The following is a 23384-nucleotide window of genomic DNA, read 5'->3' on the forward strand; positions in this document are numbered from 1 at the left end:
GGACAGGACAGGTCCCGTGACCGTGCCAGCCGCCATGCAGCGGAATGTCGCTGAGGCTGACGCCGACGTAATCGTCGTCGGCGCCGGGCCCGCCGGTTCGACAACCGCTTTCCATCTCGCACAGGCCGGGCTCGACGTCCTGTTGCTCGAGAAGACCACATTCCCCCGCGAGAAGGTCTGCGGCGACGGGCTGACGCCCCGAGCCGTCAAGCAGCTCATCGCCATGGGGATCGACATCGACGCTCCCGGCTGGGTCAGGAACAAGGGCCTGCGCGTGGTCGGCGGCGGGCTCCGCTTCGAGCTCGACTGGCCCGAGCTGTCCAGCTACCCGGACTTCGGGCTGGTCCGCACCCGGCAGGACTTCGACGAGATCCTCGCGGCCAACGCGGTGCGCGGCGGCGTCCGCCTGCTGCAGGGGGTCAACGTCACCGCCCCGATCCTCGACGACCGCAGCGGCCACATCGTGGGCGTGGTCGCGAAGAAGGACGGAGAAGAGGTCTCCTACCGCTCCCGCCTGGTGGTCGCCGCCGACGGCAACTCCACCCGGATCTCCCTGGCGATGGGGCTGCACAAGCGCGAGGACCGCCCGATGGGCGTCGCCGTACGGACCTATTTCGAGAGTCCGCGTCACGACGACGACTACCTGGAGACCTGGCTGGAGCTGTGGGACGGCGACACCCTGCTGCCCGGCTACGGCTGGATCTTCGGCGTCGGCGACGGCACGTCCAACGTGGGCCTCGGGCTGCTGAACACCTCCGAGTCCTTCAAGGGCATGGACTACCGCGACCTGCTCAGGCGCTGGGTCAAGAACATGCCCCCGGAGTGGGGCTACGTCGAGGAGAACATGACCACCCCCATCAGGGGGGCGGCGCTGCCGATGGCCTTCAACCGCCAGCCGCACTACACGCGTGGCCTGGTGCTGGTCGGCGACGCGGGCGGGATGATCAACCCGTTCAACGGGGAGGGCATCGCCTACGCGATGGAGACCGGCCAGATCGCGGCCGAGACCATCGTCCAGGCGCTGGCCAGGACGACCCCCGCCCAGCGCGAGCGCGTGCTGCGCGCCTATCCGCAGACGCTGAAGGACGCCTACGGCGGCTACTTCACCCTGGGCCGGGGCTTCGTGGAGCTCATCGGGCACCGCGGCGTGATGGACTTCTTCACGCGTCACGCGCTGCCCCACCCCCACCTGATGCGGTTCGCGCTCAAGCTCCTTGCTAATCTCACCGACCGGCGAGGCGACGCGTCAGACCGCATCATCAACGCTCTGTCGAAGGTCGCGCCACCGGCATGACCACAGCAGCCGCCTCCGCACGTGGAACAGAGCGATGACCCCCCTGCATAAACTTGCACAACAAAACAACATGATGAGCTGCGCGCCGGCGCGCGTGGAGATGGGAGAGGAGGCGTAGCGATGGAGCTGTATGCACCCATCCTGGTGCTCGCCGTTCTCGCGGCGGGATTCGCGGTCTTCTCAGTGACGATCGCGCCCTTCACCGGTCCCAGGCGCTGGAACCGCGCGAAACTCGACGCCTACGAGTGCGGTATCGAGCCGACGCCCCAGCCGGTCGGTGGTGGCCGCTTTCCGCTGAAGTACATGATCACCGCGATGCTGTTCATCGTCTTCGACATCGAGATCATCTTCCTCTACCCGTGGGCGGTCGCGTTCGACCAGCTCGGGATGTTCGGGTTGGTCGAGATGGTGCTGTTCATCGTCACCGTGCTCGTGGCCTACGCGTACGTGTGGCGCCGCAAGGGTCTGGACTGGGACTAGATATGGGACTTGAAGAGAAACTTCCGAGCGGGTTCATGCTCAGCACGGTCGAGCAGGTGGCCGGCTGGGCGCGCAAGAACTCCGTGTGGCCGGCGACCTTCGGTCTCGCCTGCTGTGCCATCGAGCTGATGTCCACCGGCGGTCCCAAGCACGACCTGGCGCGCTTCGGCATGGAGCGCGCTTCGGCGTCTCCGCGACAGGCCGACCTGATGATCGTGGCGGGCCGGCTGTCCCAGAAGATGGCCCCGGTGCTGCGCCAGATCTACGACCAGATGGCCGAGCCCAAGTGGGTCATCGCCATGGGCGTCTGCGCCTCCAGCGGCGGCATGTTCAACAACTACGCCATCGTGCAGGGCGTGGACCACGTCGTCCCCGTCGACATCTACCTGCCCGGCTGCCCGCCGCGGCCCGAGATGCTCATCGACGCGATCGTGAAGCTGCACGACAAGATCCAGAACACGAAGTTCGGCGCGCATCGCGCCAAGCAGATCGACGAGCTCGAACTGCAGGCGCTGCGGACGCTGCCGCTGATCGACCAGGGAACCGTCAAATGAGCAGGTGGAGCGAGCCCGACGCGGTGAGCGCAGTGGCCCACGAGGCACGAGTGGTCCGCGTAGCGAACGAGGAGCGGTGAGCGACTGATGAGCACGGACAATCTCCCCGAGGTCCCGGAGGAGCCGATCGCCCACCTGGGCATGTTCGGCGCCTCGGGCTCCGGTGACACCTCCGGTTACGGCGGCCTGGTCGTACGGCGCCAGGCTCAGCTGTCCACCCCCCGCCCCTACGGCGGCTACTTCGACACCGTCGCCGACGAGCTGGAGCGCGCCCTGGGCGGCGACCTCGGCGACGCCGTCGAGCGCGTGGTCGTGGACCGCGGCGAGCTGACCTTCCACGTCAAGCGCGAGCGGCTGCTGGAGGTCGCCAGGACCCTGCGCGACGACGCCGCCCTCCGCTTCGAGCTCTCGCTCGGCGTCTCCGGCGTGCACTACCCCCACCTTGAGGGGGAGGAGCTGCGCGCGGTGATCCACCTGTGCTCGATCACGCACAACAGGCGGCTGCGCCTTGAGGTGTCCTGCCCCGACGCCGACCCGCACATCCCCTCCACCGTCTCGGTCTACCCGACCCACGACTGGCACGAGCGGGAGACCTGGGACTTCTTCGGGATCGTCTTCGACGGCCACCCGGCGCTGACCCGCATCATGATGCCCGACGACTGGGACGGTCACCCCCAGCGCAAGGACTACCCGCTGGGGGGCATCCCGGTCGAGTACCGCGGTGCCGAGATTCCCGCGCCGGACCAGAGGAGGTCGTACAAGTGAGCGAGCGCGGCGAGCGAGCCGGCGAGCAGAGCGGCATTCGCACGAGGCCGACGGGGGAGGACTCGTGAGCGCTCCGTACGAGGAGGCCACCGAGGGCAAGGTCTACACCGTCTCCGGCAACGACTGGACGGAGCTGGTCGAGACCCTCAGCGGCCAGCAGGACGAGCAGCTCGTCATCAACATGGGTCCGCAGCACCCGTCCACGCACGGCGTGCTCCGCCTGGTCCTGAACCTGGACGGCGAGACGGTCACCGAGGCCCGCACGGTCATCGGCTACCTGCACACCGGCATCGAGAAGAACATCGAGTACCGGACGTGGACCCAGGGGACCACGTTCGTCACCCGGATGGACTACCTCGCGCCGATCTTCAACGAGACCGCCTACTGCATGGGCGTCGAGAAGCTGCTGGGCATCACCGACCGGATCCCCGAGCGGGCCCAGGCCATCCGCGTGATGATGATGGAGCTCACCCGCATCTCCTCGCACATGGTGGCCATCGGCACCTTCGGCATGGAGCTGGGCGCGACCACGCCGTTCCTGTTCGGGTCCCGCGAGCGCGAGATGGTGCTCGACGTGATGGAGTACATCACCGGCCTGCGGATGAACATGGCCTACGTCCGGCCCGGCGGCGTCTCCGTCGACCTCCCGGCCGGTGCCGTGGACAAGGTCGGCGAGCTGCTCAAGGTCATGCCGGGGCGCATCAAGGACATGCGCAAGATGCTCGACGCGAACCCGGTCTACCTGGCCCGTACCAAGGACGTCGCCTACCTCGACCTCACCGGCTGCATGGCGCTGGGCGTCACCGGGCCGATGCTGCGGGCCGCGGGCCTGCCCTGGGACCTGCGCAAGTCGCAGCCCTACTGCGGCTACGAGACCTACGAGTTCGACGTCCCGACCGAGAAGACCGCCGACGTCTACGGCCGCTACCTCGTGCGCGTGGCCGAGATGGAGGAGTCGCTCAAGATCATTGAGCAGGCCCTGGACCGCCTGTCCGGCCCGCTCAAGGGCGGCCGCGTGATGGTGGACGACAAGAAGATCGGCTGGCCCGCGCAGCTCGCGCTGGGCCCCGACGGCCTCGGCAACTCGCCCGACCACATCGCGCACATCATGAGCGGCTCGATGGAAGCGCTGATCCACCACTTCAAGCTGGTGACCGAGGGCTTCCGGGTCCCGGCGGGACAGGCCTTCGCCTCGGTCGAGTCGCCCCGCGGCGAGCTCGGCGCCCACGTGGTCAGCGACGGCGGCACCCGGCCCTACCGCGTGCACTTCCGCGACCCGTCCTTCACGAACCTGCAGGCCATGCCGGCGACGTGCGAGGGTGGCATGGTCGCCGACGTCATCTCGGCAGTGGCTTCGATCGACCCCGTCATGGGAGGTGTGGACCGGTGACGTATACACCGGAAGTCCGCGAGCGTCTGGAGCAGGACGCCAAGGAGATCATCGGCCGCTATCCCAAGACCAGGTCGGCCCTGCTGCCCCTGCTGCACCTGGTGCAGTCGGAGGACGGCTACGTCTCCGACGACGGTCAGGAGTTCTGCGCCGAGATGCTCGGCCTGAGCAAGGCCGAGGTCGTGGGCGTGTCCACCTTCTACACGATGTACAAGCGCAAGCCGATGGGCGACTACCACGTCGGCGTGTGCATCAACACGCTGTGCGCGGTCATGGGCGGCGACCAGATCTGGGACGAGCTCTCCGAGCACGCCGGCGTCGGCCACGACGAGACGACGCCGGACGGGAAGGTCTCGCTGGAGCGGCTGGAGTGCAACGCCGCCTGCGACTTCGCCCCGGTGATGATGGTCAACTGGGAGTTCTTCGACAACCAGACCCCCGCATCGGCCAAGCAGCTCGTCGACGACCTGAGGGACGGCAAGGAGATCTCGCCGACCCGCGGCCCCAAGAAGCTCTGCACCTTCAAGGAGGCCTCGCGGGTGCTGTCGGGCCTGCCCGACGGCCTGGCCGCTGACGGTCCCTCGGCGAGCGGTCCCTCACTCGAGGGCCTCAAGATCGCCAAGGCCAACGGATGGAAGGCCCCAGAGGCACCATGACGACTCTCACCCCGGTCCTCACCGCGAACTGGGACCAGCCCAACTCCTTCACCCTGGAGGGCTACGGCGACTACTCGGCGGCCAGGAAGGCGCTGGGCATGGACCCCGACGCCGTCATCCAGGCCGTCAAGGACTCCGGCCTCCGCGGCCGCGGAGGCGCGGGCTTCCCCACCGGCATGAAGTGGGGCTTCATCCCGCAGGGCGACGGCAAGCCGCACTACCTGGTGGTCAACGCCGACGAGTCCGAGCCGGGCACGTGCAAGGACATCCCGCTGATGATGGCCAACCCGCACTCGCTGGTCGAGGGCATCATCATCACGTCCTACGCGATCCGCGCCAACCACGCCTTCATCTACGTGCGCGGCGAGGTGCTGCACGTCATCCGCCGCCTGCAGGCGGCCGTGGCCGAGGCCTACGACAAGGGCCTGCTCGGCAAGGACCTCTTCGGCTCCGGTTTCGACCTGGAGCTCGTGGTCCACAGCGGAGCGGGCGCCTACATCTGTGGCGAGGAGACGGCGCTGCTCGACTCGCTGGAGGGCTATCGCGGCCAACCTCGGCTCAAGCCCCCCTTCCCCGCCGTGGCGGGTCTTTACGCCTCGCCGACTGTCGTGAACAACGTGGAGTCGGTGGCCAGTGTTCCCTCGATCATCTCCAACGGGGCCGAATGGTTCGCGGGGATGGGCACCGAGAAGTCCAAGGGCTTCGGCATCTTCTCGCTGAGCGGTCACGTCACCCGTCCCGGCCAGTACGAGGCCCCGCTCGGCATCACGCTGCGCGAGCTGCTCGACATGGCGGGCGGCATCCGCGAGGGGCACCAGATCAAGTTCTGGACCCCCGGCGGATCGTCCACCCCGATCTTCACCGACGAGCACCTGGACGTCCCGCTCGACTTCGAGTCGGTCGGGGCCAAGGGCTCCATGCTCGGCACCCGGGCCTTGCAGATCTTCGACGAGACCACCTGCGTGGTCCGCGCCGTGCTGCGATGGACCGAGTTCTACGCGCACGAGTCCTGCGGCAAGTGCACTCCCTGCCGGGAGGGCACCTACTGGCTCAAGCAGGTGCTCAAGCGGCTGGAGAAGGGGCAGGGCACCGAGGAGGACCTGACCACGATCACCGACATCGCCGACAACATCCTGGGCCGCTCCTTCTGCGCCCTGGGCGACGGTGCCACCAGCCCCATCCACTCGTCGGTGAAGTACTTCCGCGACGAGTACCTCAAGCACTTCGAGATCGGCGGCTGCCCGTTCGATCACGCTCCGTCCACGGTGTGGGGGACCAAGTGAGCGAGCGGAGCGAGGCAACCAGCAAGCACAGCACCGTTTCGGTCATGGGGCCGACGGAGGAGGCGCCATGACCGTCGAAGCGACGACCCCGGCCCAGGCGCCGGTAGACCTGGTGACCGTCACGATCGACGGTTTCCAGGTGAGCGTCCCCAAGGGCACGATGATCATCCGGGCGGCCGAGCTGCTCGGAATCCAGATTCCCCGGTTCTGCGACCACCCGCTCCTGGAGCCGGCGGCCAACTGCCGCCAGTGCCTGGTGGACATCCCGGACGCGGGCAACGGCCGGGGCTTCCCGAAGCCGCAGCCGTCCTGCGCCATCGAGGTCGCCCCGGGCATGGTCATCCAGACCCAGCTCACCTCCCCGGTCGCGGAGAAGGCCCAGCGCGGTGTCATGGAGCTGCTGCTCCTGAACCACCCGCTGGACTGCCCGGTCTGCGACAAGGGCGGCGAGTGCCCGCTGCAGAACCAGGCCATGTCCAACGGTCAGGGCGAGAGCCGCTTCGAGGAGAAGAAGCGCACCTTCGACAAGCCGGTGGCGCTCTCCACCGAGGTGCTGCTCGACCGCGAGCGCTGCGTCCAGTGCGCCCGCTGCATCCGCTTCTCCGATGAGATCGCCGGTGACCCGCTCATCGACTTCTTCGAGCGCGGGGCCAAGGAGCAGGTCGGCGCCGCCAACGGCGAGCCGTTCGAGTCCTACTTCTCGGGCAACACCATCCAGATCTGCCCCGTGGGCGCGCTGACCGGCGCCGCCTACCGCTTCCAGGCCCGCCCGTTCGACCTGGTCTCCACGCCCAGCGCGTGCGAGCACTGCGCCAGCGGCTGCTCCCTCCGCACCGACCACCGCCGGGGCAAGGTCACCCGCCGGCTGGCCGGGGACGACCCGGAGGTCAACGAGGAGTGGAACTGCGACAAGGGCCGCTGGGCCTTCACCTACGCCACCCAGCCCGACCGGCTGAAGACCCCCCTCGTCCGTGACGAGGAGGGCCGCCTGGTGCCGGCCTCCTGGCCCGAGGCGCTCGCCGCCGCGGCCCAGGGCCTGGCCGCCGCCCGCGGCAGCGCCGGTGTCCTCGTCGGTGGCCGCGTCACCGTCGAGGAGGCCTACGGCTACGCCAAGTTCGCCCGGATCGCGCTCGGCACCAACGACGTCGACTTCCGGTCCCGGCCCCACTCCGCGGAGGAGGCGCAGTTCCTCGCGCACGCCGTCGCGGGCAAGGGCATCGAGATCCGCTACCGCGACCTGGAGAAGGCCCCGGCCGTGCTCCTGGTGGGCTTCGAGCCCGAGGACGAGTCGCCGATCGTCTTCCTCCGCCTGCGGAAGGCGTGGCGGAAGAAGGGCCTGAAGGTCTTCTCGATCGCTCCGTTCGCGGGCGAGGGCCTCGCCAAGATGGGCGGCACGCTGGTGCGCACGCTGCCCGGTGCCGAGGCCGCGGCCGTCGAGGACCTGATCTCCGGTGTCTCGCCGATCGCCGAGGCCGTCAAGCAGCCGGGCGTGATCATTCTCGCCGGTGAGCGGCTCGCCACCGCGCCGGGCGCGCTGTCCGCGCTGGTACGGCTGGCCGAGGCCGGCGGCGCCCGCCTGGGCTGGGTCCCGCGCCGCGCCGGTGAGCGCGGTGCGATCGAGGCCGGAGCGCTGCCGAACCTGCTGCCGATCGGCCGCCCGGTCGACGACGCCTCCGCCCGCGCCGAAGTGGCCAGGGTGTGGAACGTCGCCTCGCTCCCCGACACCCCGGGCCGCGACACCTCCGCCATCCTGGCGGCGGCGCTGAACGGAGAGCTCGACGCCCTCGTCGTCGCCGGTGTCGACCCCGACGACCTGGCCGACCCCGAGGCCGCCCTCGCGGCCCTGGAGAACACCCCGTTCATCGTGAGCCTGGAGCAGCGCGCCAGCGCGGTCACCGACCGCGCCGACGTGGTGCTGCCGGTCGCGACGGTGAGCGAGAAGTCCGGCACGTTCGTCAACTGGGAGGGCCGCGGCCGTACGTTCGAGGAGGCGCTCCCGGTCCCCGGGATCATGAGCGACCTGCGGACCATCGCCGCGATCGCCGACCACATGGACATCCACCTCGGCCTCCCGGACCCCGCGGCCGCCCGCCGCGAGCTCGGCTCGATCGGCGCGTGGCGCGGCTCCCGGGCCGCCGCCCCGGCCGTGAGCGCCCGGACGGCCGCCGCCCCCAAGGCCGGCGAGGCGTTCCTGGCCACCTGGCACCTGCTGCTCGACGACGGCCGCCTGCAGGACGGCGAGCCGTACCTGGCGGGGACCGCCCGGACGGGTGAGGCGCTGGTGTCGGCGGCCACCGCGGCCGAGTCAGGCGTCGCCGACGGCGACAAGATCATCGTCACCACCGAGCAGGGCTCGCTGAGCCTGCCGGTGCGGATCGCCGACCTGCCCGACCGGGTGGTGTGGCTGCCGTCGAACTCCGCCGGCCGCTCGGTGACCCGTGACCTGTGCGCCACGGCCGGTGACATCGTCAAGATCGGGAGTGCCTCATGAGGACTCTTCTCGTAGCGGCCGATCCGACCCTTGCCGACTTCGGCAAGGATCCGCTCTGGATCAGCATCATCAAGGCCGCCGTCATCTTCATCGTCCTGATGCTGGGCGTGCTCTTCGGCGTGTGGTTCGAGCGCAAGCTGATCTCCCGCATGCAGAACCGGTACGGCCCCAACCGGGCCGGGAAGTTCGGCCTGCTGCAGTCGGTGGCCGACGGACTGAAGATGGGTCTCAAGGAAGACCTGATGCCGCGGACCGTGGACAAGGTGATCTACTTCATCGCCCCGGTCGTCCTCGCGGTCCCCGCCTTCCTGGCCTTCTCGGTCATCCCCATGGGCCCCATGGTCTCGATGTTCGGCGTCACGACGCCGCTGCAGCTCACCGACCTGCCGGTCGCGGTGCTGCTGGTGCTGGCGATGGCCTCGATCAGCGTGTACGGCATCGTGCTCGCCGGTTGGGGATCGCGCTCGCCGTACACGATCCTGGGCGGCCTGCGGGCCAGCGCGCAGGTGGTCTCCTACGAGATCGCGATGGGCCTGTCGTTCGTGGGCGTCTTCCTGTTCGCGGGGACGCTGTCCACCTCGGAGATCGTCAGCGCGCAGGCCTCCGGCGGCACGTTCCCGCTGGGCGGCCTCGACATCCCGATGCCCTCGTGGTACATGATCCTGCTGATCCCGTCCTTCCTGATCTACATCGTCACGATGCTGGGCGAGACCAACCGGGTCCCCTTCGACCTGCCCGAGGGCGAGGGCGAGCTGGTCGGCGGCTTCCAGACCGAGTACTCCAACTCGCTGAAGTTCGCGGTCATCATGCTCGCCGAGTACGTCAACGTCTTCGTGGTGTCGGCCGTGTCGATCACCCTGTTCATGGGCGGCTGGCGGGCCCCGTTCCCGATCTCCATGTGGGACGGCGCGAACGCCGGCTGGTGGCCGCTGCTGTGGTTCTTCCTCAAGATGGTGCTGGTCTTCTCCTTCTTCATCTGGTGCCGCGCCTCGCTGCCGCGAGTCCGCTACGACCAGCTCATGGCACTCGGCTGGAAGATCCTCATCCCGATCAACCTCGGCTGGATCCTCCTGGTCGCCACCGTCCGGGCCATGCAGATGGAGACCGTCGACAAGTCGCTCGTGCTGATCCTGGCCGCGATCGTGCTCGTCGGCTGCATCACCATCTGGTGGCGCTTCGACAGCGTGCTGCAGAAGCGCAAGGAGGAAAAGGCCGCTCAGGTCCAGGCCGAGTTCGAGCACCTCGAAGCCGAGCCGACCGCGGGTGGTTTCCCTGTGCCGCCGCTCGACCTGCCGCACTACCACGGGGTAGAGCGCAAGGAGGTTCCCAGTGGGACTAACTGATTGGCTGAATCCCGTCAAGGGGTTCGGCGTGACCTTCCACACCATGTTCAAGAAGGTCGAGACGGTCAACTACCCCGAGGAGAAGAAGCCCACTGCTCCGCGTTTCCACGGCCGGCACCAGCTCAACCGCTGGCCCGACGGCCTGGAGAAGTGCGTCGGCTGTGAGCTCTGCGCCTGGGCCTGTCCGGCCGACGCGATCTTCGTCGAGGGTGCGGACAACACCGACGAGGAGCGGTTCTCGCCGGGCGAGCGCTACGGGCGCACCTACCAGATCAACTATCTGCGGTGCATCCTGTGCGGCCTGTGCATCGAGGCCTGCCCCACCCGCGCGCTGACCATGACCAACGAGTACGAGCTCGCCGACTCCAGCCGCGAGAGCCTCATCTACACCAAGGAGATGCTCCTCGCGCCGCTCGGTCCCGGCATGGAGCTCCCCCCTCACCCCATGCGTCTGGGTGAGACGGAAGAGGACTACTACCGGCTGGGACGTAACAATGGGTGAGACCATCACGTTCTGGGTGCTGGCCGTCGTCTCGGTCTCCGCCGCCCTCGGACTCGTCTTCAGCCGCAAGGCCGTCTACTCGGCCCTCATGCTGGGCGTCGTCATGCTGTCCCTCGCGGTGCTCTACGCCGTCCAGGACGCTCCCTTCCTCGCCGCGGTGCAGATCATCGTCTACACCGGCGCGGTCATGATGCTCTTCCTGTTCGTGCTGATGCTGGTCGGCGTGGACTCCGCCGACTCGCTGGTCGAGACGATCAAGGGGCAGCGCTTCTGGGCGACCATCGCGGGCCTGGGCTTCGCCGCCCTGCTCGCCCTGGGAGCCGGCAACATGGTCTTCGCCCCGGCGAAGGGCGTCGGCGGCGCCGTACAGGAGGCGGGCGGCAACGTCCCGGCCCTGGCCCAGCTCATCTTCACCAGGCACGTCTTCGCCTTCGAGGTCACCTCGGCGCTGCTGATCACCGCCGCGCTCGGCGCGATGGTCCTGGCCCACCGCGAGCGGGTCCGCCCCAAGGCGACCCAGCGCGACCTGGCCCGCGCCCGGTTCACCGGCCCGCAGCCGTCGCCGCTGCCCGGACCGGGCACCTACGCGCTGCACAACGCCATCGACATGCCGGCGCTGCTGCCCGACGGCTCGGTCTCGCCCAAGTCGATCAACCGGGTGCTCGCCCGGCACGACCAGGAGGACGGCGTCAGGCCGACCGACCCGGCGAAGGCCGCGCTCGTCAAGCAGGTCATCGACAAGGACGTCGCCGTCGAGGAAGACGTCGCCGCGACAGAAGCGGCTCATCAGGAGGACGCCAAGTGACCACTCACTACCTGGTGCTCTCCGCGCTGCTGTTCGCGATCGGTGGCGCCGGCGTGCTGGTGCGGCGGAACGCGATCGTGGTGTTCATGTGCGTGGAGCTCATGCTCAACGCCTGCAACCTCGCGTTCGTCACCTTCGCCAGGCAGCACGGCAACCTGGACGGCCAGCTCATCGCGTTCTTCGTGATGGTGGTGGCCGCGGCCGAGGTCGTGATCGGCCTTGCCATCATCGTGATGATCTTCCGAACCCGCAGGTCCGCGTCGGTGGACGACGCCAACCTGCTGAAGTACTAAGAGGTGGCCGGTGCAATCTCCTGTTGAGATCGTCCAGCACTCCGGTGGAGTGATCGGGGTCTCCTGGCTGATGATCGCGCTGCCGCTGCTCGGGGCCGCGATCCTGCTGCTCGGCGGACGCCGTACCGACCGCTGGGGCCACCTCCTCGGTGTCGCCATGTCGCTGGCCGCCTTCGTGGTGGCCGTCGTCTCCTTCGTCGAGATACTCGGCCTGCCCGAGTCGGAGCGCCGCCGGGGTATCGAGCTCTACCAGTTCATCCCCGGCATCGCCGACATGGGGCTGCTGATCGACCCGTTGTCGATCAGCTTCGCCCTGCTGATCACCGGTGTGGGCTCGCTGATCCACATCTACTCGGTCGGCTACATGTCGCACGACCCCGACCGGCGCCGGTTCTTCGCCTACCTGAACCTGTTCGTCGCGGCGATGCTCCTGCTGGTGCTGGCCGACAACTACGTCGCCCTGTTCATCGGCTGGGAGGGCGTGGGTCTCGCGTCCTACCTGCTGATCGGGTTCTGGCAGTTCAAGCCGACCGCGGCGGCCGCCGCCAAGAAGGCGTTCATCGTCAACCGCGTCGGCGACTTCGGCCTGCTGATCGCGATCTTCACGGTCTGGACCACGTTCGGCTCGGTCGCCTTCGGCGACCTCTCCGGCGCCACCGTCAGCGGGGCGATCGACTCCGGCGCCACCTCGCAGGGCACGATCACCGCGATCGGCCTGCTGCTGCTCCTCGGCGCCTGCGGCAAGTCGGCCCAGCTCCCGCTGCAGTCGTGGCTGCTGGACGCGATGGAGGGCCCGACCCCGGTCTCGGCCCTCATCCACGCCGCGACCATGGTCACCGCCGGTGTCTACCTGGTCGTCCGGTCCGGCGCGTTCTTCGAGGCCGCCCCGACCGCGCAGCTCGTCGTGACGATCGTCGGCGTGGCCACGCTGCTCGCCGGTGCGATCATCGGTTGCGCCAAGGACGACATCAAGAAGGGCCTGGCGGGCTCGACGATGTCGCAGATCGGCTACATGATGCTCGGCGCGGGCCTCGGCCCGGTGGGCTACGCCTTCGCCATCGCGCACCTGATCACGCACGGCTTCTTCAAGGCCAACATGTTCCTCGGCGCCGGCTCGGTCATGCACGCCATGAACGACGAGGTCGACATGCGCCGCTACGGCGGGCTGTTCTCGGTGATGAAGGTCACCGCGGTCACCTTCATCATCGGCTACCTGGCGATCATCGGCTTCCCGCTGCTGTCCGGTTACTTCACCAAGGACGGCATCATCGAGACGGCCATGGAGCACAACCAGATCCTGGGCTGGCTCGCGGTCGTGGGCGCCGGCATCACCGGCTTCTACATGTCGCGGATGATCTTCATGACCTTCTTCGGCAAGAAGCGCTGGGCCGACGACGCCCACCCGCACGAGTCGCCCTCGGTCATGACCGTGCCGCTGGTCATCCTGTCCATCGGCTCGATCTTCCTCGGTGCCTTCCTGATCCTGGACAACAGGTTCATGAAGTTCCTCGTCCCGGCCGTCGGCGCCCCCGAGGAAATGCCGACGTTCCACTTCGTCAGCACCGCCGGCCTGGCCACGCTCGCGCTGGTCGCCGCCGGCGCCGCGTTCGCGTGGTTCCGTTACGGCGCGGCCGAGGTGCCCCAGGTCGCCCCGCGCGGCTCGTTCCTCACCACGTTCGCCCGCCGTGACCTGTACGGCGACGCCCTGAACGAGACGCTGTTCATGCGCCCCGGCCAGTGGCTGGCCCGGATCGCGGTGTTCGTCGACAACCGCGGCATCGACGGCCTGGTCAACGGGCTGGCCGCGACGATCGGCGGGACCTCCGGGCGGCTGCGTCGCATCCAGACCGGCTACGTCCGGTCCTACGCGTTGTCCATTCTCTTCGGTGCCGCCGTGGTCGTTGGCGCGCTGCTCTACGTAGGGAACATGTGATGCCCTGGCTCTCGATCCTGATGGCCGTGCCCGTGCTGGGCGCGGTCGGGGTCTCCCTCACCAAGAGTGACAAGCTCGCCAAGCAACTGGCCCTCGCGGTCTCGCTGGTCGTGCTGGCGCTGACCGGTGTCATGGCGGCCCAGTTCAACCCGTCCTCGGCGACGCGCTTCCAGTTCGCCGAGGTCTACGACTGGATTCCCCGCTTCGGCGTGCACTACGGCGTCGGCGTGGACGGCATCGCCCTGGTGCTGATCGCGCTGTCGGCGGTGCTCGTGCCGATCGTGATCCTGGCCTCCTGGCACGACGCCGACGGCACCGGGGCCGCGGCCCCGCCCAAGCGTTCTGTGAAGACCTACTTCGCGCTGCTGCTGGTGCTGGAAGCGATGATGATCGGCGTCTTCGCGGCGACCGACGTCTTCCTCTTCTACGTCTTCTTCGAAGCCATGCTGATCCCGATGTACTTCATGATCGGGTCGTACGGCGGCGCCCAGCGGTCCTACGCGGCCGTGAAGTTCCTGCTCTACTCGCTGTTCGGCGGGCTGCTCATGCTGGTCGCGGTGATCGCGCTCTACGTGATCGCCGACAAGGGCACGTTCATGTTCCCCGAGCTGGTGGGGGTCATCCAGGACCCGAACACGCAGAAGTGGCTGTTCCTCGGCTTCTTCATCGCCTTCGCGGTCAAGGCGCCGCTGTGGCCGTTCCACACCTGGCTGCCCGACGCGGCCGCCCAGGCCCCGGCCGGCGCCGCCGTGCTGCTGGTCGGCGTGCTGGACAAGGTCGGCACCTACGGCATGCTCCGCTTCTGCCTGGAGCTGTTCCCGGACGCGGCGAAGTTCTTCACGCCGCTGGTGATCGTGCTGTCGGTCGTGGGCATCGTCTACGGCGCGATCGTGGCGATCGGCCAGACCGACATCAAGCGCCTGATCGCCTACACCTCGATCTCGCACTTCGGCTTCATCGCGCTGGGCGTCTTCGCGATGACCGCGCACGGTGGCGCGGGCGCCACCCTCTACATGGTCAACCACGGCTTCTCGACCGGCGCGCTGTTCCTGATCGCCGGATTCCTGATCTACCGCCGGGGTTCCAGCCAGATCGCCGACTACGGAGGCGTGCAGAAGGTCGCCCCGCTGCTCGCGGGCACCTTCCTGATCGCCGGCCTGTCCGGCCTCTCCCTGCCGGGCCTGTCCTCGTTCGTCAGCGAGTTCATGGTCCTGATGGGCACCTACGAGCGCTACGCCGTCCCGGCGATCATCGCCACGAGCGGTGTGATCCTGGCGGCCATCTACATCCTGTGGATGTACCAGCGCACGATGACCGGTCCCACGGCCGAGTCGGTCAAGGGCTTCACCGACCTGAACATCCGGGAGAGATGGGTGGTGGCCCCGCTGATCGCGGTGATCATCGCTCTCGGTTTCTTCCCCAAGCCGGTGCTCGACGTGATCAACCCCGCGGTGGACCAGACGCTGTCCAACGTTCATGTGGACCAGTTCACCCCAGCCGTCGCTGACAAGAAGGGGGCCGGGCAGTGAACGGCACCATCCAAGCTCCGACGATCGAATACGCGCTGCTCTCCCCGATGCTGATCGTGCTCGGCGCGGCGGTCATCGGCGTGCTGGTCGAGGCGTTCGCGCCCCGATACCTGCGCAAGTCGATCCACGTGCCGCTCACGCTGCTGGCCCTGGTCGGCGCGTTCATCACGACCATCCTCACGGCCCTGAACGGCCTGCCGGACAAGGCCGCCGCCATGGGCGCGATCGCGGTGGACGGCCCCTCCCTGTTCATCTGGGGCATCATCCTCGTGCTGGCCTTCGTCAGCGTGCTGCTGATCAACGACGACGAGCAGTTCGTCGCGCAGGCGTCGGCCGTACCGGGAAGCGCCGACGAGGAGGAGGCGGTCCGCAGCGGGTTCGCCCAGACCGAGGTCTACCCGCTGGTGCTCTTCGCGGTCGGCGGCATGCTGCTCTTCCCCGCCTCCAATGACCTGCTGGTCATGTTCGTGGCCCTTGAGGTCATGTCCCTGCCGCTGTACCTGCTGTGTGGCCTGGCCCGCCGTCGCCGCCTGCTGTCGCAGGAGGCCTCGGTCAAGTACTTCCTGCTCGGCGCGTTCTCCTCGGCCTTCTTCCTGTACGGCATGGCCCTGGTGTACGGCTACGCCGGCTCGATCGAGCTGAAGGCCATCGCCGCCTCGCTCAGCACGGTCACCGGCCAGGACACGCTGCTGTACATCGGCACCGCGATGCTCGGCGTCGGCCTGCTGTTCAAGATCGGTGCGGCGCCGTTCCAGGCGTGGAAGCCCGACGTCTACCAGGGCGCGCCCACCGCCATCACCGCCCTGATGGCCTCCACCGTGCTGGTGGCGGCCTTCGGCGCGCTGCTCCGGGTCTTCTGGGTCGCCCTGGGCGGCCTGGAGTGGAACTGGCAGCCGGTCATGTGGGGCGTCGCGATCCTGACGATGATCGTCGGTGCGGTCCTGGCCATCACCCAGACCGACATCAAGCGCATGCTGGCCTACTCCTCGGTCGCGCACGGAGGCTTCCTGCTCACCGGCGTGATCGCGATCGGCACCTTCGCGCAGAACACCCAGGCCCTGTCGGCCATCCTGTTCTACCTGGCCGCGTACGGCTTCACCACGGTCGGCGCCTTCGCGGTGGTCACCATGGTCCGCGACGCGGGCGGCGAGGCCGGGCACCTGTCCCGGTGGGCCGGCCTGGGCAAGCGGTCCCCGGTGCTGGCGGCCATCTTCGCCTTCTTCCTGCTGGCCTTCGCGGGCATCCCGCTGACGAGCGGTTTCTTCGGCAAGTACGCCGTGTTCGCGGCGGCGGTCTCCGGCGGCGCGCTGCCGTTGGTCATCGTGGGTGTGGTGAGCTCGGCGATCGCCGCGTTCTTCTACGTCCGCGTGATCGTGCTGATGTTCTTCAGCGAGCCGGCCGCCGACGGCCCGACCATCGCCACCCCCACCTTGGGCACCTCGGCTGTGGTCGCTCTGGCGGCAGCGGCTACCGTAGTGCTGGGGATTTTCCCGCAGCCGGTGCTCGACCTTGCGGACCAGGCTGCGTCCGCGCTGTTCATTCGTTAGAGGAGTAAGGCTTCATGGCTGCGCCACCGGTTGTTGATCTTCCGTTCGTCGACGAGCGGTTGGCGCAGGACCTCGCTAGCGGGCTGGCCGAGGTCGAGAAGCTGCTCCGGAGCTCGGTGGAGAGCGAGGACGCCTTCGTCACGGAGGCGTCCAAGCACCTCATCGAGGCGGGCGGCAAGCGGTTCCGGGCCATGCTCGTGCTGCTCGCCGCCCAGTTCGGCTCCCCGGAGGCCCCGGGGGTGGTGCCCGGAGCCGTGGTCATCGAGCTGACCCATCTGGCCACGCTCTACCACGACGACGTCATGGACGAGGCGCCGGTGCGCAGGGGCTCCCCGTCGGCCAACGCCCGCTGGGACAACACCGTGGCCATCCTGACCGGCGACTACCTGTTCGCCCAGGCTTCGGAGATCCTCGCCGACCTCGGCGCCGACGTCATCCGGATCCAGGCCCAGACCTTCTCCCGCCTGGTCCGCGGCCAGATCCGCGAGACCATCGGTCCCCGCCCCGGCGAGGACCACGTGGCCCACTACATCGACGTCCTGGCCGACAAGACCGGCTCCCTGATCGCCACCTCTGGCCGGTTCGGCGCCCTGCTGAGCGGCGCCTCGCCCGAGATCGTCGACCGGCTGACCCGGGCCTGCGAGGCCATCGGGGTGGGCTGGCAGCTCGGCGACGACCTGCTCGACGTCGCCTCCGACTCGGTCGAGTCCGGCAAGACGCCCGGCACCGACCTGCGTGAGGGCATCCGCACCCTGCCGGTGCTGTACGTCCTGTCCTCCGACGCCCCCGAGGACGCCCGCCTGCGCGAGCTGCTGGCCGGCCCGGTGGCCGAGGACGACGTCGCCGAGACCCTGCGCCTGCTGCGCGCGAACCCGGCCATGGTCCGGGCCCGCGCCGAGCTGGTCGCCTGGGTCGACCGGGCCCGTGCGGACCTGTCGGGCCTCCCCGACATCCCCGCCCGCGCCGCCTACCTGGCCCTCTGCGACTACGTCGTAGAGCGCTCCGGCTGACCTCCCCGGAGGAGGCCGCGCTCTTTCCCCGGGACGGCCGGCGGTCGCGACGGCTCTTCTCAGACGGTCACGGTCTCCAGCGTCGTACGGCGGGCCTCACGGGCGGCACGGAGGCTGTCCCAGGTGAAGACCGACAGGGCCAGCCAGACGATGGCGAATCCGGCCCAGCGGCTGGGCGGCATGACCTCGTGGACGACGAACACCCCGACGAGGAACTGCAGCACCGGGGCGATGTACTGGAGCAGGCCGAGCGTGGTGAGCGGCACCCGGATCGCGGCGGACGTGAAGAAGAGCAGCGGAACGGCGGTGATCACACCGCCCCCGGCCAGCAGGAGGGCGTGCCCCGCGCCCAGGCTCCCGAAGGTGGCGCCGCCCTGCCCCTCCAGGTAGACCATGTAACCGAGCGCGGGCAGCAGCAGCACCAGCGTCTCGATGGTCAGGCTCTCCGCGGCGTTCACCTGTGCGATCTTCTTGACCAGGCCGTAGGTGCCGAAACTGACGGCCAGCACCAGGGCGATCCACGGCAGTCGGCCGTAGTCGAGGGTGAGGACGACGACGGCCAGGGTGCCCAGCCCGACCGCGCCCCACTGCCACGGCCGCAGGCGCTCCTTGAGCAGGAAGACGCCGAATAGCACGCTGACCAGGGGGTTGATGAAGTAGCCGAGCGCGCTCTCCACCACATGCCCGGTGTTCACGGCATAGATGTAGACGCCCCAGTTGACCGTGATGATCGCGGCGCCCAGGGCGAGGAGGCCGACCTTCTTGGGGGTGCGCATGAGCTCGCGGAACCAGGACCAGTGGCGTCGCACCGCGAGGATGGCGACGACGGCGACCAGGGACCAGGCGACGCGGTGGGCCAGGATCTCCACGGCGCCGGAGGGCTTCAGGAGTGGCCAGTACAGCGGGAACAGGCCCCACATGGTGTAGGCGGCGATGCCGTACAGGACTCCACGGCGCGATTCAGGCATGTCACCTATTTTGACTGCTTACGAAATTTAACACAAATTAGTGATTCTTGTCTGACTGTTAAGGGGTACTAACGGGAACACCTGAGCCCGCCGGATGGTTGCCTCTGTCAGAAAGTGTCAGGAGGAGGTTCGCAATGGGCTGGCTGTTCGGCAAGGACAAGACTTCCATGGTGTCCCCGGAGAACGCGCTCCCGGGTCGGGACACAGGCATGGCGGTGCCCGCGCGTCACGCGGTCCTCGACGCCCCGCTGGCTCCGCCGTACCCCGAGGGGAGCGAGATTGCCGACTTCGGCCTCGGCTGTTTCTGGGGCGCCGAGCGCAAGTTCTGGCAGACCCCCGGCGTGGTGTCGACCTCGGTCGGCTACGCGGGAGGCTACACCCGGAACCCGACCTACGAAGAGGTCTGCAGCGGCCAGACCGGCCACACCGAGGTCGTCCGCGTGGTCTTCGACCCGTCCAAGGTGTCCTACGAGGAGTTGCTCCGCGTCTTCTGGGAGGCCCACGACCCCACCCAGGGCATGCGCCAGGGCAACGACGTCGGCACCCAGTATCGCTCGGCCGTCCACTTCCACTCGCCCGAGCAGGAGAAGTCCGCTCTGACCTCGCGTGACGCCTACCAGAAGGTGCTCACCGAGTCCGGCTACGGCAAGATCACCACCGAGATCGTCCCCGCCGGCGACTACTTCTTCGCGGAGGACTACCACCAGCAGTACCTTTTCAAGAACCCGGGCGGCTACTGCGGGATCGGCGGCACCAACGTCAAGCTAGGTGACCCATCCGAGTGGGCCGCCTGCCAGACGGGCCTGGTCCCGACCGAGGAATAGCACCGAGCTTCGCTTACATCTTTCGCGCCCGGCTTCTGGGCGCGGACCGTGTCCGTCCGCGCGACTTCGTCGTCGCCCTTCGGACGGTCGGCATCGAACACTTCGTGGCAGGCGCCGGTGTCGACGCGGCAGACTCTCCGGCCTGGTGTTCGACTTCGGGGAGCGGTCGAGAGTGCTGGAGCCTCCGGGCGACGGTCGGCCTGCTCGGAGATCTCGTTCGCCCGTCGGGCATGGAGCTCATGCGGTCGGCAGGAGGCTCAGTGGCTTCGATGCTTTGCCCTCCTTGGCTGCGACATCGGATCACCGGGCAAGTTGTTCGGTTCGTTTTTTTCGGCTGAAGCGAACAAAGTAGATTGATTTTGTTCGGTACAGTTATATCGACTCAGCCGAACAAAATCATGGGAGAGCCGGTGTCAGGACCGGGCAGGCCGTCCAGGGCGACTGTGTATCAACGCCTCGACGAGGCCGTTCGAGAACTCCGCGACCGCTTGGGCGGACTGCCTTCGCCCGCTGAGGCGGAGGACATCTGGTCTGACATCTGGCACCAGGAGGCGCACAACAGCACTGCGATCGAGGGCAACACGCTTGTGTTGCAAGAGGTGGAGAAGCTTCTTGAGGAGGGCAGGGCGGTAGGCGCGAAGCCTCTCAGGGACTACATGGAGGTGAGAGGGTACGGCGACGCCGCGAAGTGGGTGTATGGGCAGGCGCTGGAGCCGGGGGACTGGCAGAACGGAGATCTCACCACGCTCCAGGAGATTCGTCAGATACACCACAGTGCCATGTCGCTTGTGTGGGCTGTGGATCCCCATCCGCATGCCACCCCCGCCGAAGGCCCGGGGAACTTTCGGCAGCATGAGATCGCCAAGTTCCCGGGAGGCATGAAGCCGCCGTCATGGCCGGAAGTCGACTCCAAGATGCGGGACTGGGTAAAGATCGTCGATGGCCTTCGCAGCGAGTCCGAGGAGCCCCTCCCTGAACGCTTGGCCCACGTTCACAACCGGTTCGAACAGATACACCCGTTCCTCGACGGCAACGGACGGACGGGCCGTTTGGTGCTCAACTTGATACTCGGCAGGATTGGATATCCACCAGCGATCATCTACAAGCGCGACCGCGACAAGTACCTTCAGGCGATGCGCCGAGCCGACAATGACGAGTTCGGCCCGTTGGGTGAACTCATCGCACGCAGCGTGACGACGAATCTGTATCGCTTCGTCATGCCGGCGGTGGCCGGTCCGGTCAAGCTTGTCCCCCTGCCTGCCCTCGCGACACGCGACGTCACCGAAAACGCCCTCCGGATGGCTGCAGCACGGGGGCGCCTTCGTGCGGTCAAGGGCGACGACGGCATGTGGCGCAGCAGCAAGAAGTGGGTGAACGACTACCTCAGGTCAAGGCACCGCAGGTCGTGATGCATCTGCCATGGCAGAAAGCAGCCTGAGTGGCAAGACCGCACCAACAGCCTCTCTTCTACCTCAATGGTTACTGGGGCATCGGTGGCACGGGCGTCTCCTGCCCGGTGGGCATCGCGCCTGCCGGAGAGTGAACCGAGACCCCCTGCGAGGTCTTGGTCCGCCGGCAAGACATGGGAACTGCCTCTCGTGTGACGGGCCGGTCGCTGGCCGCCTGTTAGCGGAGAGATCAACCGGATTCCAGGCAGTGTCCACGTCAGGAAGTGCGGAGACGGATCTTCCTGGTACCGGGAGCCCGGCCGTGTGATGACTTACAACTTGGGCTCCTTCGTGACAGCACCGGATGTCTTACCGGGACTCGAGTGCTGTCACGAGATCGGCGGCGAGGAGGGATGTTGACAGGGCTACAGTCTCCGGTTCGCCGATTCCTTCTTCTGCGCGTCCGGCCATGCTTGCGCCGAGCGCGTCCGGCCCGGTTGCGAACAAGGTGACGAGATACTCGAAGGCTTGATTTGTGATCTCACTGCTTACGGGCTCTCGGCGTAGGACGCTGAAGGTGGAGGCCAGGTCGGCGGTGTCCGTGTCGATCAATATGCGGTAGGCGTCATGGGCATCTTTGTCGTTTAGCCGGTGTGGGAGGACGGCCCGTTCTGCGATCTTGTGGAGTTTGGCAATCAGTAATGCCGCAGGCCCGGCGACCCTGACTTGATACGTGCGTGTATCGGACTTGTCGAGGGCGGCGACGTCCACGATCGTATTGTCGATGAGAGTGGCTTCGAGACCTCGAGCTCGCCGGGTAGCACGGCGATCATGTGGCGGGATGCGAGCTCCTCGTGTGTTCTTCGTCCCTGGGCCTGCAAGAGCTTCGGGCACCATTAGGTCGACAGGTATGCCTTCGGCATTCAGCCATGCGCCAGGCTGTCCATCGAGAGGGTCACGGTAGAACCCCGCGCGGCTCATGGACTCCTCCACGCGCGGATCGTCTGCGAGTAGCCTTGGGTCGAGTGCGAGATCGCTGTCCTTGGTCGTTTCAGCGAGAGCGACGGGACTTCTTGCGGTACGCAGGTAGATGGCCTGCGCGCCGATCACGATCACTGCGTCTCGGTGGGCGTCCAGTGCACCCAGAGCATCAAGAAGAGCGGATCGCGAGCGGCTGAGGATGTCGCCGCTAGCTACGCCAGGAAGATTCATTCCGCGTCATCCATTCAATGAGTGCTTCGGCTTCGGACGGGCTGCGTCCAGGACCTGTCATCAAATCGACGGCGACCTGAGCCGGTGCCGCGATCGTAAGACCGGAAGCGGCTTGCAAGGTGCGAGTGAAGACGACGTCGATTTGTGGCTCGGCCAACATCACGTTTGCTCCGGCATCAGCAGGACGAAGATCCCATAGCTGCGCAACCTGCTCGGCGTTCGCCGTGTAGATCATCGCGGAGCGCGCAGGTGCATAAGGGGCCCACTCGACAGCGGCCAGGGTGCCGGTCACGGCATACTGAACGGCGCTTCCTGCCCCTCGCTCCATGAGATTGGACAGACCTCTTGGCGCTATCCAGCGTGTGACACGGCTATTGCGCACGAACCCGTAGTCCTCACTCCAGCGCCTCAGCAGTGCAACCCAGTCGGGTATGGCCACTGCGCCCGCACTGTTCCGCGTCGCAAGGTCCTCGCTTTCAAGGAACTCGATCACCCGGTAGGTCGACCCAGTGGAGACGTCGGCGAAATCGACCAGTTGGCGAATCGTCCACGATCTGTCGTGGTCCAGCAGTGCGCGCACGACTTTTGCCGCAGGAGCGCCTTTCAAGGTTCCGCGTGGCCTGCCGGGGCCGCGCCACGGGTCACGCTCAGCCCCTCGGTCCGTGACGTACAGTCCGGGCCGAGATACGTTCAGATGTATGTTCCCGGTCGTGTCGATGTAGGACAAGCCTGAATCGGAGAGCTGCTTACGCACGGGCGGCGACAAGTACCTGGCGACGACAACCCCACGATTTCTGGAGGTCGTGAGCGTGAAGTCCTTCAGCTGCTCGTGCAGCGTAGCGATGTCACGTCTTTCCACCAGGCGCTTGGCTTCGACCACCAGCGTGACCGTGGTCCCGTCTGGTGCCGCCACCTCCCATAGCGCGTCGTGACGAGCATCGACGGTCTTGTCGCTGAGCGATCGGACGCTCCACCCAGTCGGCAACCGATCGGACAGCACCGCCATCCCGGCCTGTAGAACGGTGGTCTCGTTCTGGGGCGCCCACGGCACCTCCATCGGCCCTCCAGCTTTCTCGCGTTCAGGAAAAACCTTATCTCCGCCGACGGCGGAGAGTGG

The 23384-nt window shown here is 67.6% G+C and carries 21 protein-coding genes; 18 read left to right on the top strand and 3 right to left on the bottom strand.

All coding sequences use genetic code 11. The annotated features are described in order from the left end of the window. Positions 1-34: 34 nt before the first annotated feature. The 16 genes from SROS_RS02755 to SROS_RS02830 all read left to right on the top strand — a co-directional run bounded on the left by SROS_RS02755 (position 35) and on the right by SROS_RS02830 (position 17875). Positions 35-1294 carry a geranylgeranyl reductase family protein gene (locus SROS_RS02755; protein WP_043651207.1) on the top strand — a complete coding sequence of 420 codons (1260 nt, stop codon included), beginning with the start codon at positions 35-37 and terminating at the stop codon, positions 1292-1294. A 120-nt stretch (positions 1295-1414) separates the two neighbouring features. Then, positions 1415-1774: an NADH-quinone oxidoreductase subunit A gene (locus tag SROS_RS02760; protein ID WP_012887354.1), complete on the top strand. Its 360-nt coding sequence runs from the start codon at positions 1415-1417 to the stop codon at positions 1772-1774. A gap of 2 nt (positions 1775-1776) precedes the next feature. After that, complete coding sequence (locus SROS_RS02765; RefSeq protein WP_012887355.1) at positions 1777-2328, top strand: NuoB/complex I 20 kDa subunit family protein; 552 nt, start codon at positions 1777-1779, stop codon at positions 2326-2328. Positions 2329-2415: 87 nt separating this feature from the next. Next, a complete protein-coding gene (locus tag SROS_RS02770) occupies positions 2416-3093 on the top strand; it encodes an NADH-quinone oxidoreductase subunit C (protein WP_012887356.1) in 678 nt (225 codons plus the stop codon). Positions 3094-3157: 64 nt separating this feature from the next. After that, complete coding sequence (locus SROS_RS02775) at positions 3158-4483, top strand: NADH-quinone oxidoreductase subunit D (protein WP_012887357.1); 1326 nt, start codon at positions 3158-3160, stop codon at positions 4481-4483. After that, positions 4480-5139, top strand: coding sequence for an NADH-quinone oxidoreductase subunit NuoE (gene nuoE / locus SROS_RS02780; protein WP_012887358.1), 660 nt, complete (start codon positions 4480-4482; stop codon positions 5137-5139). The genes SROS_RS02775 and nuoE overlap by 4 nt, the downstream gene beginning before the upstream one ends. Beyond that, entirely contained in the window at positions 5136-6422 is a 1287-nt protein-coding gene (gene nuoF / locus SROS_RS02785) for an NADH-quinone oxidoreductase subunit NuoF (protein ID WP_012887359.1), read from the top strand. Before nuoE ends, nuoF begins: the two co-directional genes overlap by 4 nt. 67 nt (positions 6423-6489) lie before the next feature. Next, the gene (locus SROS_RS02790; protein WP_012887360.1) at positions 6490-8913 is read left to right on the top strand and encodes an NADH-quinone oxidoreductase subunit G; all 2424 of its coding nucleotides are present in this window, start codon (positions 6490-6492) and stop codon (positions 8911-8913) included. Next, entirely contained in the window at positions 8910-10256 is a 1347-nt protein-coding gene (gene nuoH / locus SROS_RS02795; RefSeq protein ID WP_012887361.1) for an NADH-quinone oxidoreductase subunit NuoH, read from the top strand. The genes SROS_RS02790 and nuoH overlap by 4 nt, the downstream gene beginning before the upstream one ends. Then, on the top strand, positions 10243-10758 hold the full coding sequence (nuoI, locus tag SROS_RS02800; protein WP_012887362.1) for an NADH-quinone oxidoreductase subunit NuoI: 516 nt from the start codon (positions 10243-10245) through the stop codon (positions 10756-10758). The genes nuoH and nuoI overlap by 14 nt, the downstream gene beginning before the upstream one ends. Next, positions 10751-11563 carry an NADH-quinone oxidoreductase subunit J gene (locus tag SROS_RS02805; protein ID WP_012887363.1) on the top strand — a complete coding sequence of 271 codons (813 nt, stop codon included), beginning with the start codon at positions 10751-10753 and terminating at the stop codon, positions 11561-11563. Before nuoI ends, SROS_RS02805 begins: the two co-directional genes overlap by 8 nt. After that, positions 11560-11856 (top strand): NADH-quinone oxidoreductase subunit NuoK, encoded by a 297-nt coding sequence (gene nuoK, locus SROS_RS02810; RefSeq protein WP_012887364.1) that lies wholly within the window; start codon positions 11560-11562, stop codon positions 11854-11856. The genes SROS_RS02805 and nuoK overlap by 4 nt, the downstream gene beginning before the upstream one ends. Before the next feature lie 70 nt (positions 11857-11926). Then, complete coding sequence (gene nuoL, locus SROS_RS02815) at positions 11927-13789, top strand: NADH-quinone oxidoreductase subunit L (RefSeq protein ID WP_174435279.1); 1863 nt, start codon at positions 11927-11929, stop codon at positions 13787-13789. After that, positions 13789-15318 (top strand): NADH-quinone oxidoreductase subunit M, encoded by a 1530-nt coding sequence (locus SROS_RS02820; RefSeq protein WP_012887366.1) that lies wholly within the window; start codon positions 13789-13791, stop codon positions 15316-15318. Before nuoL ends, SROS_RS02820 begins: the two co-directional genes overlap by 1 nt. After that, positions 15315-16865: an NADH-quinone oxidoreductase subunit NuoN gene (gene nuoN, locus SROS_RS02825; RefSeq protein ID WP_012887367.1), complete on the top strand. Its 1551-nt coding sequence runs from the start codon at positions 15315-15317 to the stop codon at positions 16863-16865. Before SROS_RS02820 ends, nuoN begins: the two co-directional genes overlap by 4 nt. A gap of 14 nt (positions 16866-16879) precedes the next feature. Beyond that, positions 16880-17875 carry a polyprenyl synthetase family protein gene (locus SROS_RS02830; protein ID WP_012887368.1) on the top strand — a complete coding sequence of 332 codons (996 nt, stop codon included), beginning with the start codon at positions 16880-16882 and terminating at the stop codon, positions 17873-17875. Between the two features lie 59 nt (positions 17876-17934). Here SROS_RS02830 and rarD read toward each other — a convergent pair whose 3' ends face one another. Next, positions 17935-18843 (bottom strand): EamA family transporter RarD, encoded by a 909-nt coding sequence (gene rarD, locus SROS_RS02835; RefSeq protein WP_012887369.1) that lies wholly within the window; start codon positions 18841-18843, stop codon positions 17935-17937. 134 nt (positions 18844-18977) lie between these two features. Between rarD and msrA the strand changes: the two genes are divergently transcribed. Together msrA and SROS_RS02845 are read left to right on the top strand one after the other, a co-directional pair. Beyond that, positions 18978-19667, top strand: a complete 690-nt coding sequence (msrA, locus tag SROS_RS02840) for a peptide-methionine (S)-S-oxide reductase MsrA (protein ID WP_012887370.1) — start codon at positions 18978-18980, stop codon at positions 19665-19667. 398 nt (positions 19668-20065) lie between these two features. Then, positions 20066-21076 carry a Fic family protein gene (locus SROS_RS02845; protein ID WP_043651212.1) on the top strand — a complete coding sequence of 337 codons (1011 nt, stop codon included), beginning with the start codon at positions 20066-20068 and terminating at the stop codon, positions 21074-21076. Positions 21077-21424: 348 nt separating this feature from the next. Here the strand turns inward: SROS_RS02845 and SROS_RS02850 are convergent, their stop codons facing one another. Then, entirely contained in the window at positions 21425-22267 is an 843-nt protein-coding gene (locus SROS_RS02850) for a hypothetical protein (RefSeq protein ID WP_012887372.1), read from the bottom strand. After that, positions 22245-23324: a type IV toxin-antitoxin system AbiEi family antitoxin gene (locus tag SROS_RS02855; protein ID WP_012887373.1), complete on the bottom strand. Its 1080-nt coding sequence runs from the start codon at positions 23322-23324 to the stop codon at positions 22245-22247. The genes SROS_RS02850 and SROS_RS02855 overlap by 23 nt, the downstream gene beginning before the upstream one ends. Positions 23325-23384 lie beyond the last annotated feature (60 nt).

The organism is Streptosporangium roseum DSM 43021 (assembly GCF_000024865.1).
Taxonomy (GTDB): domain Bacteria; phylum Actinomycetota; class Actinomycetes; order Streptosporangiales; family Streptosporangiaceae; genus Streptosporangium; species Streptosporangium roseum.

Excerpts from the sequence above, each read along its gene's own strand:
- msrA (WP_012887370.1), top strand. The coding sequence starts at position 18,978 with ATGGGCTGGCTGTTCGGCAAGGACAAGACTTCCATGGTGTCCCCGGAG.
- rarD (WP_012887369.1), bottom strand. The coding sequence starts at position 18,843 with ATGCCTGAATCGCGCCGTGGAGTCCTGTACGGCATCGCCGCCTACACC.
- SROS_RS02765 (WP_012887355.1), top strand. The coding sequence starts at position 1,777 with ATGGGACTTGAAGAGAAACTTCCGAGCGGGTTCATGCTCAGCACGGTC.
- SROS_RS02845 (WP_043651212.1), top strand. The coding sequence starts at position 20,066 with ATGGGAGAGCCGGTGTCAGGACCGGGCAGGCCGTCCAGGGCGACTGTG.
- SROS_RS02805 (WP_012887363.1), top strand. The coding sequence starts at position 10,751 with ATGGGTGAGACCATCACGTTCTGGGTGCTGGCCGTCGTCTCGGTCTCC.
- SROS_RS02760 (WP_012887354.1), top strand. The coding sequence starts at position 1,415 with ATGGAGCTGTATGCACCCATCCTGGTGCTCGCCGTTCTCGCGGCGGGA.
- nuoL (WP_174435279.1), top strand. The coding sequence starts at position 11,927 with ATGATCGCGCTGCCGCTGCTCGGGGCCGCGATCCTGCTGCTCGGCGGA.
- SROS_RS02855 (WP_012887373.1), bottom strand. The coding sequence starts at position 23,324 with ATGGAGGTGCCGTGGGCGCCCCAGAACGAGACCACCGTTCTACAGGCC.
- SROS_RS02820 (WP_012887366.1), top strand. The coding sequence starts at position 13,789 with ATGCCCTGGCTCTCGATCCTGATGGCCGTGCCCGTGCTGGGCGCGGTC.
- nuoF (WP_012887359.1), top strand. The coding sequence starts at position 5,136 with ATGACGACTCTCACCCCGGTCCTCACCGCGAACTGGGACCAGCCCAAC.
- SROS_RS02790 (WP_012887360.1), top strand. The coding sequence starts at position 6,490 with ATGACCGTCGAAGCGACGACCCCGGCCCAGGCGCCGGTAGACCTGGTG.
- SROS_RS02770 (WP_012887356.1), top strand. The coding sequence starts at position 2,416 with ATGAGCACGGACAATCTCCCCGAGGTCCCGGAGGAGCCGATCGCCCAC.
- SROS_RS02755 (WP_043651207.1), top strand. The coding sequence starts at position 35 with ATGCAGCGGAATGTCGCTGAGGCTGACGCCGACGTAATCGTCGTCGGC.
- SROS_RS02850 (WP_012887372.1), bottom strand. The coding sequence starts at position 22,267 with ATGAATCTTCCTGGCGTAGCTAGCGGCGACATCCTCAGCCGCTCGCGA.
- nuoH (WP_012887361.1), top strand. The coding sequence starts at position 8,910 with ATGAGGACTCTTCTCGTAGCGGCCGATCCGACCCTTGCCGACTTCGGC.
- SROS_RS02830 (WP_012887368.1), top strand. The coding sequence starts at position 16,880 with ATGGCTGCGCCACCGGTTGTTGATCTTCCGTTCGTCGACGAGCGGTTG.